Genomic DNA, 16839 nt, shown 5'->3' with positions numbered 1-16839 from the left:
TCTCGAATAACAACAAAGGGAACGAACTTCATGTTGAAACGCTGGTTAAAATACACAACGGTTGCCACCGCGCTGGCGCTGACGCCGCTGCCTTCCTTCGCGCAGAGCGCGCCTGCGCAAGGCGGCGATATCGTGATCACCTATAAGGATGACATTGCCACTCTGGACCCGGCTATCGGCTACGACTGGGTGAACTGGTCGATGATCAAGAGCCTGTACTCACGCCTGATGGATTACACACCCGGCACGCCGGACCTGGTGCCGTCGCTGGCAGAAAGCTTTGATGTGTCCAGCGATGGCTTGACCTACACGTTCAAGCTGCGCAAGGGCGTGAAGTTCTCCAATGGTCGCGACGTTGTTGCCTCCGATGTCAAATACTCCATCGAGCGCGCCGTGGACCCCAAGACGCAGGGCCCCGGTGCGGGTTTCTTTGGCGCAATCGCCGGTTTTGAGGATGTATCGGGTGGCAAGGCCACCACGCTTTCCGGCATTGAAACACCCGATGACGGTACGGTCATCTTCAAGCTGTCGCGCCCGGATGCGACCTTCCTGCACGTGCTGGCAATCAACTTCGCATCCGTTGTGCCGCGTGAGGCCGTGGAAGCCGCAGGCGGTGACTTCGGCAAAAAGCCGGTCGGCTCCGGCACGTTCGTACTGAAAGAATGGACCATTGGCCAGCGCCTCGTGTTTGAGCGTAACAAGAACTATTTCGTCAAGGACATGCCGCATGTCGACAGCTTCACCGTGGAAGTGGGACAGGAGCCGCTGGTGGCCCTGCTGCGCTTGCAAAAGGGTGAGGTTGACATTGCCGGTGACGGTGTGCCGCCTGCCAAGTTTCTGGAAATCAAGAACTCGCCCGATGGCGCCAATATCATTGTCGATGGGGAGCAACTTCATACCGGCTATGTGACGCTGAACACCAAGGTTGCGCCGTTTGACGATGTGAAGGTGCGTCAGGCACTCAACATGGCTATCAACAAGGAGCGCATCACGCGCATTCTCAATGGTCGCGCCACGGCTGCCAACCAGCCTCTGCCGCCGTTGATGCCGGGCTATGACAAGGGCTTTACCGGCTACGCCTACGATGTGGCAAAGGCTAAGGCGCTGTTGGCCGAGGCCGGTTATGCCGATGGTTTCGAGACCGTTCTGTACTCCACCAACACCGATCCGCAGCCCCGCATCGCGCAGGCCATCCAGCAGGATCTGGCAGCTGTGGGTGTGAAGGCGGAGGTGCGGGCACTGGCACAGTCCAACGTGATTGCCGCCGGTGGCACGGAAGGTGAAGCACCGATGATCTGGTCCGGTGGCATGGCCTGGATTGCCGACTTTCCGGATGCCTCCAACTTCTATGGGCCAATTCTGGGCTGTGCCGGTGCGGTGCCCGGTGGCTGGAACTGGTCCTGGTATTGCAACAAGGAACTGGATGCACGCGCCATTGCAGCCGATGCCATGTCTGATCCTAAGATTGCCGCCGAGCGCACAGCCGCCTGGGGCAGCATCTTTACCGATATCATGAAGGATGCACCGTGGATTCCTGTCATCAATGAGCGCCGTGTGGTGGCCAAGTCGCTGCGTATGGGCGGCGAGGGCAACATCTATGTCGATCCAACCCGCGTGATCAATTACGACGCAATTTTCGTCAAACCGTAAGCGGCCTATCCTTCTCCCCGGCATCTTACGCCGGGGAGTTTTCCCACTCTGGAGACATCCCATGTGCAGCGTCTGCGCCCACACCATTCACCGCGCCCAGCACCATTTTGGCTGGAACCGCGATTTTGAACCGGCTGTTATCGCCAAGTTCGGTGAAACCATTCATTTCGAATGCCTTGACTCCTCCGGTGGCCAATTGGGCGCGGGCGCCACGCTGGACACGCTGGCAGGGCTCGATTTCGGCAAGATCAACCCGGTAACCGGGCCGGTGTATGTGGAAGGTGCGCAACCCGGCGATGCGCTGAAAGTCACCATTCGCCGCTTCGTGCCATCAGGATCGGGCTGGACGGCCAATATTCCCGGCTTCGGGCTGCTGGCAGACCAGTTCAAGGACCCCGCACTACATATGTGGACCTATGATGCGAGCAGCATGGCACCCGCACTGTATGGCCCCGGCGGCAAGGTGCCTTTGAAGCCGTTTGCGGGAACCATTGGCGTGGCACCTGCAGAGCAGGGCCTGCACTCCGTGGTGCCACCGCGCCGCGTAGGTGGCAATCTGGACATTCGCGACCTTACCTCCGGGGTCACGCTGTATTTGCCGGTGGAAGTGGAGGGCGCGCTGTTTTCCATTGGCGACACCCACGCCGCACAGGGCGATGGGGAAGTTTGCGGCACGGCCATTGAAAGCCAGATGGAGGTGGAAGCCACCATCGAGCTGGTCAAGGATGCCAAGTTGATTTCGCCACGCTTCACAACCACGGAACCGGTCACCCGGCATCTGGATGGGGCTGGCTACGAAGTGACCACCGGCATTGGCCCGGACCTGATGACGGGTGCACGCGAAGCGCTGATGCGGATGATCGATCTGCTGGGCGCAGAACACGGCATGAGCGCCGTCGATGCCTATCTCTTGTGCTCGGTCTGCGGTGATTTGCGCATCAGCGAAATCGTCGATGCGCCCAACTGGGTCGTGTCCTTCTATTTCCCAAGGATTGTCTTTTCGTGATCATGTCGCCCCCGGTCCTGTCTGTTTCCAATCTCTGTGTCGATGCCCGTACGCCGGAAGGCTTACGGCGGGTGCTGGACGATATCAGTTTCGACCTGATCTCTGGCGAAACCTTATGCATTGCAGGCGAGTCCGGATCGGGAAAATCCGTGACCTCGCTGTCTATCATGGGGCTTTTGCCCAAGGCGTCGCTTCAAGTGTCGTCGGGCAGCATCATGCTTGGGGGTAAGGACCTCACCAAACTGTCCGGCAGTGCCATGCGGGCGGTGCGCGGCGGTGAGGTCGCCATGGTGTTTCAGGAACCGATGACATCCCTGAACCCGGTGATGAGCATCGGCGCGCAGATGCGCGAGGCGATCCACGAGCATCAGGGCGAGGAGGGGGGAGCGGCAGACGTTATCGCCCGACACATGCTGGACGCCGTTCACATCACCGACCCCGCACGACGCCTGACGCAGTACCCGCACGAGCTTTCCGGCGGCATGCGACAGCGCGTCATGATCGCCATGGCGCTGTCCTGCCGCCCGAAGGTGCTGATCGCCGATGAGCCGACAACGGCGCTGGATGTGACGGTGCAGGCGCAGATCCTGACCTTGATGCGGGAGCTGAAAACGGAGTTCGGCGCGTGCATCATTCTGATCACGCACGATATGGGGGTGGTGGCGGAAATGGCCGATCGCGTCATCATCATGCAGAGCGGTCGTGTGATCGAGCAGGGCAATGTGTTGCCGATCTTCCAGTCACCCGCGCAGACCTACACGCGGGAACTGCTGGCCGCCGTACCGCGCCTTGGCAGCCATGCGGGTAGCGACGGCCCGCCGCGCGTCACGCCGGTGCCGGCCAGCCCCGTATCCCTTGATCCTTCGCCTGTGCTGGCCGTCAGCAACCTCACCGTGACCTATGGTGGCGCGGGTGGTTTCCTGTTCAAGCGCAAGCAGGCTGCGGCAGCTGTTCAAGGCGTATCGTTTGATATCCGCCCCGGCCAGACGCTGGGTCTGGTGGGGGAAAGCGGATCAGGCAAATCGACGACCGGCAAGGCGGTGCTGGGCCTTATTCCCTTTGCAGGCGACGTGGTGATTGATGGACGCAACATTGCGGGCCTCAGCCAGCGGCAGATGCAGCCGGTTCGCCGCTCGGCGCAGATGATTTTTCAGGACCCTTATGCCTCGCTCGATCCGCGCATGGCGGTGGGTGCGGCCATTGCCGAGCCGCTGATCATTCACGGTATAGGTGACAAGACCGAGCGGGCGGACCGCGTAGCGGAGCTTCTGGCTCGCGTTGGTCTGCAGCCGGATGCGGCTAGCCGCTATCCGCACGAATTTTCCGGCGGACAGCGCCAGCGCATCTGCATTGCCCGCGCTCTGGCGTTGAAACCCAAGCTGATCGTGGCCGATGAAAGCGTTGCGGCGCTGGATGTGTCCGTGCGCGCCCGCGTGCTGGACCTAATGCTGGAATTGCAGGAAACCATGGGTCTCGCTTACCTGTTTATTTCCCACGACATGGCAGTGGTGGAGCGTATGTCGCATCATGTGGCTGTGATGCGCGGCGGAAAGATCGTGGAAATGGGAACGCGCCGCGACGTTTTCGAAAACCCCCGCGATGACTACACCCGCGCTTTGATGGCCGCCGTACCAATACCGGATCCCAAACGGCGGGTTGCCTAAAGCGCCGCGCGTCCATTAGGACGCGAAGGTCGCTCTAACTCTTTGACTCTACGCATCGGCCCGAAAATTGATTCCGATTTTCGGGCCGATGCTGTAGGAACGTCTTTCCGTCTCAAGGCTTTCCCGAGTCATCAACAGGAACGGGAGAGCACAATGAAAAAGCGCATTATTTTTACAGGCGGCAGTGGCAAGGCGGGGCGTCATGCTGTACCTCATCTGGTGGAGGCGGGCTATGAGGTTCTCAACCTCGACCTGAAACCGCTCGATTATCCCGGTGTGAACACGCTGATCACCGATCTGACCGACAGCGGGCAGACCTTCAACGCCTTGTCCCAACATTTTGGCTTCGAAGGTTTTGAGACGGGCACGGGGCCGGAGCCGGTGGACGCCGTGGTCCACTTTGCCGCCATACCCCGTGTTCTGATCCAGCCAGACAATGTCACGTTTCATGACAATGTGACCTCGACCTATAACGTGATCGAAGCGGCCGTTAAACTGGGTATCCGCAAGGTCATCATCGCTTCAAGCGAGACCACCTATGGTGTGTGTTTTGCCGAAGGGGACAAGGATTACCATCATTTTCCACTGGAGGAAGATTACGATGTCGATCCGATGGACAGCTACGGTCTGTCTAAAGTGGTGGGCGAAAAAACCGCTCGTGCCTTTGCCATGCGGACCGGCGCTGACATCTACGCGTTGCGCATCGGCAATGTGATCGAGCCGGATGAATATGACAAGTTTCCGGCGTTTCTGGATGACCCGATGTCACGCAAACGCAATGCGTGGAGCTATATCGATGCGCGTGATCTGGGCGAAATCGCGCGTCTCTGCATCGAGACGGATGGCCTCGGTTTTCAGGTGTTCAACGCGGTTAACGACACAATAACAGCGCGGGAGCCGACCAGAGAATTTCTGCGTACATACGCGCCGGATATTCCACTGAAACGCGATATGGACGAGTTTGAGGCACCGATTTCCAACCGCAAGGCGCGTGAGGTTCTTGGCTTCCGGGAGGCGCATAACTGGCGGCAGTATGTAAAATAGCCAAACTCAATCAGCGTTTAATTCTGATAATTCGAGTCAACTTTACATGCAAAGGGACTGTATTCTTCCGTGGAATCAGCTAAGACGCAAAGACATTTGTCAATTAGTGAATACGGAGGGGACCTCTGGTGCCTGACACAATACAATCTCCATCGGGGCTAGCCAAGGTTTGGCTGGCCATTCTTGGTTTCGTCATCGTCGCAGCCGGTCTGTTCTTTCTGATCGGTGGCGCAGAACTCATTCGCCGCGGCGGAAGCTGGTATTTCGCCATAGCCGGGGTCGCCCTCATCGCGTCCGGCGTGCAGATTATCCGGCGGAAACCATCAGGTGCGCTGCTGTTTGGGCTGGTTTTCGTAGCCACTGCCATCTGGGCGGTTTGGGAAGCCGGGCTTGACTTTTGGCCTCTGATCTCGCGTCTGCTGGCCATGTCTGTCGGCGCCGTGTTTGTTGCGCTGTCGTTCCCGCTGCTGCGGCGTGCAACCGGACGCACTCCGGTCTACGCTGCGTCATTTGCACTGGCCGCTGTGCTTGCGGTTGCGACGATTGCGGGCTTTGCGGGCATGTTCGTGCCCCATCCGACTGTTGCCTTCTCCGGCGACGTGACGCCGTTGACTCCGGTGACAGCCGAGACCGAACAGAAAAACTGGCAGCATTACGGTAATACATCAGGTGGTGACCGGTTTGTTGCGCTCGATCAGATCACCCGCGATAACGTCAAAGACCTCAAGGTTGCATGGACCTATCGCACCGGCGATACGCCGCTGAGCCCAACCGGTGGCGGCGCGGAAGATCAGCAGACCCCGTTGCAGGTCGGTGATACCGTGTTCCTCTGCACACCGCACAACAATGTGATCGCACTTGACGCCGATACCGGCGCCGAGAAATGGAAGCGCGAGATCAATGCACAATCCAAGGTCTGGATGCGTTGCCGTGGTCTGGCCTATTTCGACGTGAATGCGCCTCTGGAACAGCCGACTGCGCCGGGTTCCACGCCTGTTACTCCGGTGACGCTGCCCGAGGGCAGCCAGTGCCAGCGCCGCATTCTGATGAACACCATCACAGCTGTTCTCGTGGCGCTTGATGCCGATACCGGTGAGTTCTGCGCCGGTTTTGGTAACAATGGTCAGGTGGACCTAAAAGAAGGTCTGGGCGACGCGCCTGACCCGAGCTATGTGCTGACCTCGGCACCGACACTCGCCGGAACCACTGTGGTCATCGGCGGACGTGTGGCTGATAACGTGCAGGTTGATATGCCCGGCGGCGTTATGCGCGGCTTTGATGTCATCACCGGCCAGCTGCGCTGGGCGTTTGACCCCGGCAACCCCAATATCACTCTGCTCCCGGGCCCGGGCGTAACCTACACCCGCTCCACGCCGAATGTCTGGGCATCCATGTCCTACGATCCGGCGCTGAACACCGTGTTCATGCCGGTCGGCAGTTCGTCCGTCGACCTCTATGGCGCAACGCGTACCGAACTTGACCATAAGTACGGTGCATCCATGCTGGCGCTGGACGCAACGACGGGCCGCGAAAAGTGGGTGTATCAGACGGTTCGCAATGACCTCTGGGACTTCGACGTTCCGATGCAGCCGACGTTCATCAACTTCCCGAAGGCCGATGGCACAACCGTACCGGGTCTTGTCTTCGGCACCAAGGCCGGTCAGATTTTCGTTCTGGACCGTGCAACCGGCCAGCCGTTGACCAAGGTGGAAGACGTCGCCGTCAAGCCCGGTAAAATTCCGAACGAGCCTTACGCGCCAACGCAGAAGCTCTCGGTCGGCATGCCGCAGATCGGCGCACAGACTTTGACGGAAGCGGATATGTGGGGTGCCACTCCGTTCGATCAGCTGTTGTGTAGAATCGCCTTCAAGGGCATGCGGTATGATGGCGTCTATACGGTTCCCGGCACGGATCTGGCGCTGAACTTCCCGGGTTCGCTCGGCGGATTGAATTGGGGTGGTATCTCGACTGATCCAAACTCCAACACGATCTTTCTGAATGACATGCGCATCGGTCTCTGGATCCAGATGCAGGAGGCGGCTCCTACGAAAGCTGTAGCCAGTGGCAGTGAAGCACCCAACACCGTCATGGGCATCGTGCCGATGAAGGGTACGCCTTACGCCGTCAACAAGAACCGCTTCCTGTCGCAACTGGGCATTCCCTGCCAGGAGCCGCCGTTCGGCACCATGACGGCCATCGACATGAAGACCCAGAAGATCCTGTGGCAGGTTCCCGTGGGAACGGTTGAGGATCAGGGTCCGATGGGCTTCAAGATGGGCCTGCCAATTCCGATTGGTATGCCGACGCTGGGTGGTACGTTGACCACGCAGGGCGGTCTGGTGTTCATTGCCGGAACGCAGGACTACTATCTGCGCGCGTTCAGCACTGCGACCGGTGAGGAAGTGTGGAAACAGCGCCTGCCGGTGGGAAGTCAGGGCGGGCCGATGAGCTACAAGTCGCCCAAGACCGGCAAGCAGTATGTGGTGATTTCCGCAGGCGGTGCCCGCCAGTCGCCGGACCGTGGCGATTATGTCATCGCCTACACTCTGCCTTGATCGGCTTTGATTAAAACAAAAAGGCGGATAGATTTGGTCTATCCGCCTTTTTTTATGGTTCGCTTACGCAGCCAGCAGGCCATGTGGGTCGAGCACGAACTTCTTCGCAACGCCCTTGTCAAAACTCTCATAGCCCTGTGCTGCATCTTCCAGAGAAATAACGGTGGCATTGACAATTTCGGCAATGTTCAGCCGGTCGTGCAGAATGGCCTGCATCAGTTGGCGGTGATATTTAACCACCGGCGTCTGGCCCGTGTGGAAGGACTGGGCCTTGGCCCAGCCAAGGCCGAAGCGCAGCGACAGATTGCCATTTTTGGCAGCGTTATCGACGGCGCCGGGGTCTTCGGTCACGTACAGGCCGGGGATGCCGATGGAACCCGCAGCGCGGGTGATTTCCATCATCTGGTTCAGCACCACGGCAGGCTGTTCGCCGCCGCTGTGGCCGACAGCTTCAAAGCCCACGGCGTCGATTGCGCTGTCTACTTCGTTGCTGCCGGTTACCTGCGCGATCATGTCACCAAGATTGCCGCTTCGCGACAGGTCGATAGGCTCAAAGCCCACTTTGGCCGCATGGGCGAGCCGGTCCTTGTTGAAATCACCGACCATAACCACGGCTGCGCCCAGAATGCGGGCCGACGCGGCAGCCGCAAGACCCACCGGACCTGCACCCGCAACATACACCACCGAGCCGACACCGACTCCGGCGCGCACGGCACCGTGAAAACCGGTGGGCAGAATATCAGACAGCATGGTGAGATCGCGGATTTTTTCCATAGCGCGGTCCCGGTCCGGGAAGCGCAACAGATTGAAGTCAGCGTAAGGCACCATGACATAGCCTGCCTGTCCGCCAATCCAGCCGCCCATGTCGACATAACCATAGGCACCGCCTGCCCGCGCGGGGTTTACCGTCAGGCACACACCGGTGTCCTGCGCTTTGCAGCAGCGGCACCGTCCGCAGGCCACGTTGAACGGCACGGAAACGATGTCGCCCACGTCGAGCATTTCAACGTCGCTGCCCTTTTCAATGACCTCGCCAGTGATTTCATGGCCGAGGACAAGCCCCGGCGCGGCCGTTGTGCGTCCGCGCACCATGTGCTGGTCCGAACCGCAGATATTGGTCGATACGACCTTGAGAATGACCGCATGTTCAATGCGCCGCCCATCCGGGCTCGCAAATTTTGGGTCAGCAATATTTTGAACTTCGACCTTGCCGGGTCCAAGGTACACGACGCCTCTGTTGCTGCTCATGCTGTTCCTCCCTGAAACGAATGATGACCGGCTGCGCTCCTCACACCGGCCATCACAGGGTAACATGGGACACACGGCTTATATGTCTATTTGCGACGCTATCTTCGACTTAATCGATAAACACGCGAACACTCGCAGCTCGCCCTACAGCATCGATTACAGTCAATGTGGAAAAGCCGCCGCCATCGGGCACCCACTGGTTCACCCGTCGGCGCGAGGTTTCGCTGAGCGGTTTGCCATTGGCGAGCCACCGGAACGGCGCGCGCCCGCCTTGAAGTTTCAGCACCAGCGGCGCGATTGTGTCCCCGGTCTTTGCGCCCAGTTCCACCCGCGCGCCCTCCGGCGGGTAAACGATCTGGGGGGCGGCTTCCCCCGCAGAGGCCAGAAGGCCGTTCGCCTGCTTGGTAAAGCGCCGTTGGCTCACGGGCAACTGCGTGGCGGCCAGCCGCAGGCTGCCAGCGGGTGCGCCGGGCAGGGGCGTCAGTGCCACGCCGGAGCGGGCAAACGCTTCAAATAGGATGGGGGCGGCGGTGGCGAAGCCGGAAATGCCGGGCACCGCGCCATTGTCCGGCCTGCCGACCCACACGCCCAGCACGTGCCGCCCATCATACCCCACCGACCACGCATCGCGGTAGCCGTAGCTGGTGCCGGTTTTGTAGGCGATGCCGCGCCGGTTGATTCCTGTCGGGGGATTGATGCCCGCCAGAATATCCGAAACCTGCCATGCCGCCGCCATATCCAGCAGCGGCTCACCATCGATCAGGCCTGCCTGTCGCGTGACGCCATCGCCGAGGCGCACCGGCACGCCACGATTGGCAAGGGCCGCATAGAGCTGCACCAGATCCTCAAGCGTGATGCCGACGCCGCCAAGGCCGATAGCCAGTCCGGGCGTTTCATTGGGTGGCAGCACCGGGCGCACATCGGCGCGGCGAAACCGCACCATCAGGCGGGAAGGGGCAACCGCGTCCAGCAGTTTGACGGCAGGCACATTTAGCGACAATTGCAGGGCTTGGCGGATGCTGACATCGCCCTGGTACTGCATATCAAAATTGCGCGGGCGATAGCCAAAGAAGTCAGCGGGACGGTCCTCGATGATGGTTTCCTGCGCCACCAGCCCTTCCTCGAACGCCAGCCCGTAGATAAACGGTTTCAGGGTTGAGCCGGGCGAGCGCTTGACGCGCGTCATATCAATCCAGCCGGACCGCTCAGCATTAAAGTAGTCGGCGGAGCCGACCTCACCAACGATTTCGCCGGTCTTTGCATCGGCCATGACCATGGCAATCGAAACCTTGGGACCAAGGCCTGCGGCAGCGGATTTTGCCACAGCCTCAAGGCCCTCCTGTATGCTGCGGCGCAGTGAGGTGGTGTGGCGGTCCACGCCTCTGTTTCTGGCGCGGGCTGCCTGGGCTACATGTGCGGCGAAGGCGGGCAATTGCAGGCGGCGATCCGGTACGGGGGATTGTTCGGCCCGCTCTGCCTCGCCATCACCAATGAGATCGGCAACGGCCATGCGGGTCAAGACCCGGTTGCGCGCAGCGGTAGCGGCTTGCAAATGCCGGTCCGGGCGGCGCTTTTCCGGCAATTGCGGCAGGGCAACCAGCAAGGCCGATTGCGCAACAGTCAGCCGTTTGGGCTCCTTGCCGAAATAGGCGAGGCTGGCGGCGCGAATGCCCTCCAGATTTCCGCCATAGGGGGCGTGCGTCAGGTAGAGATCCAGCAGTTCCGATTTTGTGAAGCGGCGCTCCAGTTGCACGGCGCGCGAAACCTGACGTAGTTTTGCCAGCAGAGAGCGGCTTTCGCGCGGTTCGATCAGCCGGGCAACCTGCATGGACAGCGTCGATGCGCCGGAAATAATGCGGCCATGGCGCAGCAACTGACCGCTTGCTCTCAGCAACGCCAACGGGTCAATGCCGCCATGCTGCCAGAAACGCTGGTCTTCATAGGCCACCAGCATGCGCAGGAATTGCGGATCGACATTCTCAGCAGTCGTTTTCAGCCGCCAGCGGCCTTCCGGGGTCGCGAAGGCCCGCAGCAGTTTGCCATCGGCATCAACCACCTCTACGGATACCTGATTTGCCTGTTCCAGCGGCGGCGGAAAGGCCTCGTCCGCTGCGCGTAGACCGAATGTCAGTGCCGCCGCCAAAACGCCATTGGCGACAACAGCGCAGAAAATGGCCAGCCGATGCGTGAAAGGCGCGATCATTCCTGTGCTTGCGTAACCTCCATGCGCGATGTTGCTGTGCGGGCAGAAAACTGCGGACGGTACATGTCTTCAATATTGGCGGCGGGGTAGTCGTAGGTGCCGGGGGTGACGGCACGCACCACATAAGCCAGCGTCATATCGCTGGTGTCTCCGCTCGAACGGTCAAAGGCGGCGACAAAACGATCGTTGCGGAACTCCATATGGGCGGGTTCAACCTCTCCCAGCCATTCAAAGTTGCTCAGTTGTGCACTGTTGACAAGGCTTGGATTGTCAATCTCCAAACCGGCTGGCAGCAGGTCCTGTATTAGAACGCGGGCGTCCAGATTGTTGGTCTGTGTTGCCTTCAGCACCACCACATACCGCTCGTTCTGTTTGGCCTCGCTGATATTAACCGGCGTTCCATCCAGATTGTAGGTGCTGCGCTCAATGGTGAAGCCATCGCCGCCAGCAGGCAGCGGTGTCACCGGTGCTGCGACGCTGGTCACGACACCCCAGATAGTATCATCCCCCGTATTGGTGATGGTTGTCGGGCTTTGCAACAGCGCATCTCCTGACAGGGTTTTCGAGAAGCCGCCGCTGTGCGCGTTTCCGTCGATGGTGAGCGCAATCGTGGCATCGCCCTGTTGCAGGGCACGGGCCGCCAGCAGCATCCATGCCTGCTCCTGCGTGCTGGTGTACTTTTTCGCATTCCATTCCTTTGCCACGGTTTTGATCAACGAGGCCACGACGGGCGGGACGGGGCGGCTTTCTGCGGCGAGTGCCAGCACGGCTGCGCCATCGCGGAGCGCCGAGCCGTAATCGGAGCGGGCGAGGGAGGCAGTGTTGCCCTGTTGCGCCATGCTTGCCGCTTCCTCAAATACGCTGGCGGCCCGCTGGGCATCGCCGTACAGCGAAAGTGCTGCTGCCAGATGGGCCTTGGCCAGCGGTGTCGGGAATTCACCAAGCTTCGTATCGGCGTAGTACCTGAGGTCGCTGATGGCGGCCTTGCGGTTGCGAGCCAGTACGTAGAGAGCGTAAGCGATCTCGTTGCCGCGATCCTGAACGTTATCATCGTATCCGGATGCGTTTTGCAGGTTATCCAGCGCCTGCACCATGGCCTGTTCCGGCACATCAAACTTCTGTTCGCGTGCGCGGGTCAGGAAATCGGTGACATAGGCGTCCAGCCATAAATCGCCAGATCCGGGAGCCCAAAGACCGAAACTGCCTGCCGAGGACTGATAGGACAGCACACGGTAGACGGCATCCTGTATGCGTTTGGGAAGGTCCGTATCCTCAGGCAAACCGGCCTGCTTTGCCAAATCACCGTAGTAGAGCAGGGGCAAGGCCCGGCTGGTTGTCTGCTCCGCGCAGCCATACGGGTAGCGGTCAAGAGACAGGATCAGCGCCGGGATATCGAACGCGGCAGCCCGTGTGACGTTAACGCTGACAAACGCGCCCTGAACCAGACTATCGGCCAGAAGATCGGCGTTGACGGTCAGGCTCTTGCCGCTGCCAATCTCGATGGGCCTGCGCACAGTGAGCGGCAGGGGGATGGCGCGCACCGGCACCGTCAGCGTCTGCTGCAAGGACAAGCCGGATGCGTTGGACACGGTCATGGATATGGTGCCTTCGCCGGGGCTTTCGGCAATCAGCGGCAGGGTTATATCTGTCTTGCCGCTGGCCGGCAGTGTCAGTGTGCGCGTGACCTGACCATTGTCGACGGTGACGGTTGTGTTGCTTGTCACCGTCAGGGTGTAATCGCCTGCCGGGGCATCCGTGTTGGCAGTATCCAGCCGCAGGGAAGCCTGATCGCCGGGGGCCAGAAACTTCGGTGCGCTGGCGGTGACGACAAGCGGGTCGCGGATGACGACGTCCGTCGAAGCGTGGCCGACACCGGCCTTGGACCAGGCAACCGCCATAATCCGTGCCGTGCCGTTGAACTGCGGAATATCGAAGGAAATGACGGCCTTGCCATCGCTGTCCAGCTTGACCGGACCGGCAAAAAACGCGACCAGCTTTTCTTTCGGCGGATTGCCTTGCAGCGGCATTTGTCCGCCATCGCCACCGGTGCGCAGGCGTCCGGTGGCGCCAAGAGACCCGTCGATCAGGCGACCGTAGATATCGCGGATCTCGAGACCAAGGCGGCGCTGGCCGAAATACCAGCCATCGGGATCGGGCGCTGTGTAGCGCGTGAGGTTGAGAATGCCGACATCCACCGCAGCGATGGTGACATAGGCTTCGTCGTCCACACCCGCGCCGGAGATTTCCACCGGAATGGACAGAGGCTGGCGGGGCAAGGTCTGTGCCGGCGGGGTCAGTTTGACAGCAAGCTTACGGGTGCCGGGGTCTACGGTCAGCCATTTGACGCCGATGGCGCGCATCGGCATACGGCTTTCCTGCGCCTCGCCGGGGCGGTACAGGGTGGCGGTGACGTAGGCACCTGCACCCCAGTCTTCGGTTACCGGCAGGGAGACTTCACCGCCGTCTTCGCCGATATCGGCTTCTACGGTGGTCACCAGCTTTTCAGCACCGACGGTTACCAGAAGCTTGCCCGCAAAGCGCGGGGATACTTTCAGTGTCGCGGTTTCGCCGACCGCATAGGCAGGCTTGTCCAGAGCAATTTCCAGCCCATCGGGCGTTTCTGTCGATGTGGACTGCACGTAGTATCCGGCGTCAAATTCCACGCTCGAGACGGGGCCGTCGCCATCGGTTGTTTCCACCTCCAGCCGGTAGCGGCCCCACTGGACCGGGGTGGAAATTGTCCCTCCATCCACCGTCGCATCCACCGTGCCATTGGCAACCTGAGAGGTGGACAGCACAGGCTCATAGCGCCACGAGCCGCCATCGCGATACCACTGGTAATCGCGGTTGACCTTCAGCAGCTTCCAGAGGAGACCGGCTTTTGCCTGTTTCTGCCCCTCGGCATCCACCACGGCCACGCGGAACGTGCCAACCGAATTTTCCGACAGATCGCCGGAAAACTCCGGCAGAATACCAATCATATCGCCAGCCGGTTTGACGGGCAGGGACAGCGCGCGCTCCACAGCGCGGCCACCGGCCTCGCGCATACGCACCACGACATTGGCCGTCAAACCTTGCGTTGTGGAGGGTACTTCACTCAAGGACACATCAAAGGTTGCCTTGCCCTGCTCGTCCAGTGTGGGCAAATCATCCAGCGCTATGCGGGTGTCTTCGCTTTGCTCCTCGTCTGCCAAGCCGAAGAGGTAGCCGGGCATATCCTCACGCGTGCGCGTTGGCTTCAGTGTCACATCACCCTCAATGGACAACCCGGCAGCGGGTGCGCCATAGAGATAGCGGCCATCAATGGTGACAGCGGCGGGTTCGCCGACGACGATAGACTTGGCCGTGCTGGCAATATCGAACTCGATCCGGTCTGGCACGAAATCATCGACCATGAACTGGCTGCTGCCGATGGGTGCGCGCTTGGGATCGGTATAGATCTGCACGGTCCATGTGCCGCGCATGGCGCTGTTCTGAAGTGGCAGATCCAGCGTATAGCCACCGAGCGCTTCACCATTTTGAACCATGCGGCGGTCTTCCACGCCATCCGGCCGGTTGAAGACGAAGGTCAGCGGCAGGTTTTCGATCGCCATGGCGTTGATATCGCGGGCCAGCGCAGACACATGCACGGTCTCGCCGGGGCGGTAGATGCCGCGCTCGGTCCATGCCAGAACGTCGATTTCGCCCGGTGCAGCACGCCCGGTTACGCCCCGGTCGGACAGGTCGAAGCCAGCGCGGGTCAGGTCCAAAAAGACATAATCACTGTCGCCGTTGCGGGCGGTCAGCATGGCGGGGACCAGTGATGCGGTTCCGCGTGTCAGCCCGGCGGTAAATGTGGCGCGACCGTCGCTGTCGGTGGTGGCTGTGCCTAGAATCTCATTGTTGCGGGCAAGCAGTTGCAGTTCCACATCGGCAATCGGCTCGGCACTGGCGAGCGAGCGGGCAAACACAGTCAGCCCGTCCGTGGCCGTGTACGTGCTCAGGCCGGTATCGGAGACCACGAACCACTGGGTTGCCTGACTGTCCCACTGCTCGGTGCGGGCATCCTTGGCCGAAGCCGTCAGCACGTAGACGCCGGGCTTGCGCTCCGGCAGGGCCTCATCCACCGGGAAGCTGGTCGTCACGTCCTTGTTCAGGTCAGAAGCGATATCGATAGAGCCCTGCCAGACGAGTTCGCCGTTGTTTTCATTGATCTGGTCAGCACCATACCCACTAAGCTGTGTCAGGAATTGCGAGCTGGTGATCAGCGGTACCATGGCGCGGTCGCCGATGCGGTAGAGCTTGAGATTGGCGCTAGCGGTGTTGACCGATACCAGCGGAATGCCGCGCCGCGCCGTGGATGGCAGGACAAACGCATCGCCGGTGAAGCGCACGGAGGCGGAGCGATCCTTGATGTAGACATCGACGCCAACGGGGGCTTCCAGAACCTCTTCCACCGAAGACGGCAGGCCGGACCGCAGCGCGATGGTGTAGCGCTCGCCATGCGTCAGGCCTTCCACGCAGATTTCACGGTCCTTGGCCTCCATGGCCTTGGGCGGTGCACCGTTCAGGGTCACGAAGGGCGCGTAGTCCACGCCGGTTTTCACCAGCGGCTCGGAAAACTGTACGCAGGCACGCGGATCGGCACTGTCGGCATCAACCGTATTGCCAATGACGCGGAAGCCTTGCCGTGCTTTGAGATCAAGAAAGGCGAGGCGAACGGGTTTGGAATTGATGAGCGCGAGACTGGCCTTGTAGGCGTTGATGGCGTCGCGGTAGGACTGTGCTTTCTCCAGCGAAACAGCGAGCGACGTCAGCGCATCCGCACGGGCACGGGTGGTGCGGCTCAACTGATAGGCGTTGAGCGATGCAGACACCATCTCCTGTGCACTGGCGGATTCAAATGGCTCAAGGGCCGTGACCATCTGCAACCACAAGGCAGAATTATCGGGGGTGAGCGATAGCGCTGAGCGGTAGAGGCTGGCGGTGCTGCCTACCTCCCCATTCTGGGCGGCTTGCGCGGCGGCAGCAAGGATGGAGGCCTGACCCTGACCCTCAAGTTCGGGTGGACGGCGCAGATCGCTTTTCAGCGATTTTGCGTTGTTGTAAACCGAATCGGACAGGAAGGTGAGACGCGGAGCGGCTCCAATATCAGGCTCAGCGGACTGTTCAACGATCTTGCCTGCGACCGCGCCCACAAACGGGTTCAACTGGTTAAAGTCGGACTTCAGGAAGCACCAGCTAACCTTCGGATTGTATGTGAAAGCCTTGCACTGTGTATCGTCTATGCAGGCTTGGGAGCATTCGTCGAGCGTGACATCGCGCTCGGTGCGCAAATCAAAGCCGAAATAGTCGCGGTCCGGAGTGGTAACGATGGTGCGGGTTGCGTCCTGCGCCAAGGAAGGGGTAAGGGCAGAGGCAACCGCCATTATGGTCGCAACGAGAAATCCAGCAAAAGCACGCAATGTCATCATATCCCCCCGGCAGGCC

At 60.5% G+C, this 16839-nt stretch carries 8 protein-coding genes; 5 read left to right on the top strand and 3 right to left on the bottom strand.

Translation table 11 applies throughout. From position 1 onward, the window contains the following. The first annotated feature begins 30 nt into the window (after positions 1-30). The 5 genes from IFT84_RS06610 to IFT84_RS06590 all read left to right on the top strand — a co-directional run bounded on the left by IFT84_RS06610 (position 31) and on the right by IFT84_RS06590 (position 7919). Positions 31-1650, top strand: a complete 1620-nt coding sequence (locus IFT84_RS06610) for an ABC transporter substrate-binding protein (protein WP_192117872.1) — start codon at positions 31-33, stop codon at positions 1648-1650. Between the two features lie 61 nt (positions 1651-1711). Then, a complete protein-coding gene (locus IFT84_RS06605) occupies positions 1712-2656 on the top strand; it encodes an acetamidase/formamidase family protein (protein WP_192117871.1) in 945 nt (314 codons plus the stop codon). Positions 2657-2658: 2 nt separating this feature from the next. Further along, positions 2659-4320, top strand: a complete 1662-nt coding sequence (locus IFT84_RS06600; RefSeq protein WP_192118324.1) for an ABC transporter ATP-binding protein — start codon at positions 2659-2661, stop codon at positions 4318-4320. 153 nt (positions 4321-4473) lie between these two features. Beyond that, a complete protein-coding gene (locus tag IFT84_RS06595) occupies positions 4474-5364 on the top strand; it encodes an NAD-dependent epimerase/dehydratase family protein (RefSeq protein ID WP_192117870.1) in 891 nt (296 codons plus the stop codon). Between the two features lie 128 nt (positions 5365-5492). After that, positions 5493-7919 (top strand): membrane-bound PQQ-dependent dehydrogenase, glucose/quinate/shikimate family, encoded by a 2427-nt coding sequence (locus IFT84_RS06590; protein WP_192117869.1) that lies wholly within the window; start codon positions 5493-5495, stop codon positions 7917-7919. Positions 7920-7982: 63 nt separating this feature from the next. On the opposite strand, the gene fdhA is transcribed toward IFT84_RS06590, so the two are convergent. The 3 genes from fdhA to IFT84_RS06575 form a co-directional block, all read right to left on the bottom strand. Further along, positions 7983-9167, bottom strand: a complete 1185-nt coding sequence (gene fdhA, locus IFT84_RS06585; RefSeq protein WP_192117868.1) for a formaldehyde dehydrogenase, glutathione-independent — start codon at positions 9165-9167, stop codon at positions 7983-7985. Between the two features lie 109 nt (positions 9168-9276). Next, a complete protein-coding gene (pbpC, locus tag IFT84_RS06580; RefSeq protein WP_192117867.1) occupies positions 9277-11370 on the bottom strand; it encodes a penicillin-binding protein 1C in 2094 nt (697 codons plus the stop codon). Further along, positions 11367-16820 carry an alpha-2-macroglobulin family protein gene (locus IFT84_RS06575; protein WP_192117866.1) on the bottom strand — a complete coding sequence of 1818 codons (5454 nt, stop codon included), beginning with the start codon at positions 16818-16820 and terminating at the stop codon, positions 11367-11369. Before IFT84_RS06575 ends, pbpC begins: the two co-directional genes overlap by 4 nt. Positions 16821-16839: the final 19 nt, after the last annotated feature.

The sequence above is a fragment of the Rhizobium sp. CFBP 8762 genome (assembly GCF_014841565.1).
GTDB lineage: Bacteria > Pseudomonadota > Alphaproteobacteria > Rhizobiales > Rhizobiaceae > CFBP-8762.
This window is presented reverse-complemented; position numbering and strand designations above follow the sequence as displayed.

Excerpts from the sequence above, each read along its gene's own strand:
- IFT84_RS06575 (WP_192117866.1), bottom strand. The coding sequence starts at position 16,820 with ATGACATTGCGTGCTTTTGCTGGATTTCTCGTTGCGACCATAATGGCG.
- IFT84_RS06610 (WP_192117872.1), top strand. The coding sequence starts at position 31 with ATGTTGAAACGCTGGTTAAAATACACAACGGTTGCCACCGCGCTGGCG.
- pbpC (WP_192117867.1), bottom strand. The coding sequence starts at position 11,370 with ATGATCGCGCCTTTCACGCATCGGCTGGCCATTTTCTGCGCTGTTGTC.
- fdhA (WP_192117868.1), bottom strand. The coding sequence starts at position 9,167 with ATGAGCAGCAACAGAGGCGTCGTGTACCTTGGACCCGGCAAGGTCGAA.
- IFT84_RS06605 (WP_192117871.1), top strand. The coding sequence starts at position 1,712 with ATGTGCAGCGTCTGCGCCCACACCATTCACCGCGCCCAGCACCATTTT.
- IFT84_RS06600 (WP_192118324.1), top strand. The coding sequence starts at position 2,659 with ATGTCGCCCCCGGTCCTGTCTGTTTCCAATCTCTGTGTCGATGCCCGT.
- IFT84_RS06595 (WP_192117870.1), top strand. The coding sequence starts at position 4,474 with ATGAAAAAGCGCATTATTTTTACAGGCGGCAGTGGCAAGGCGGGGCGT.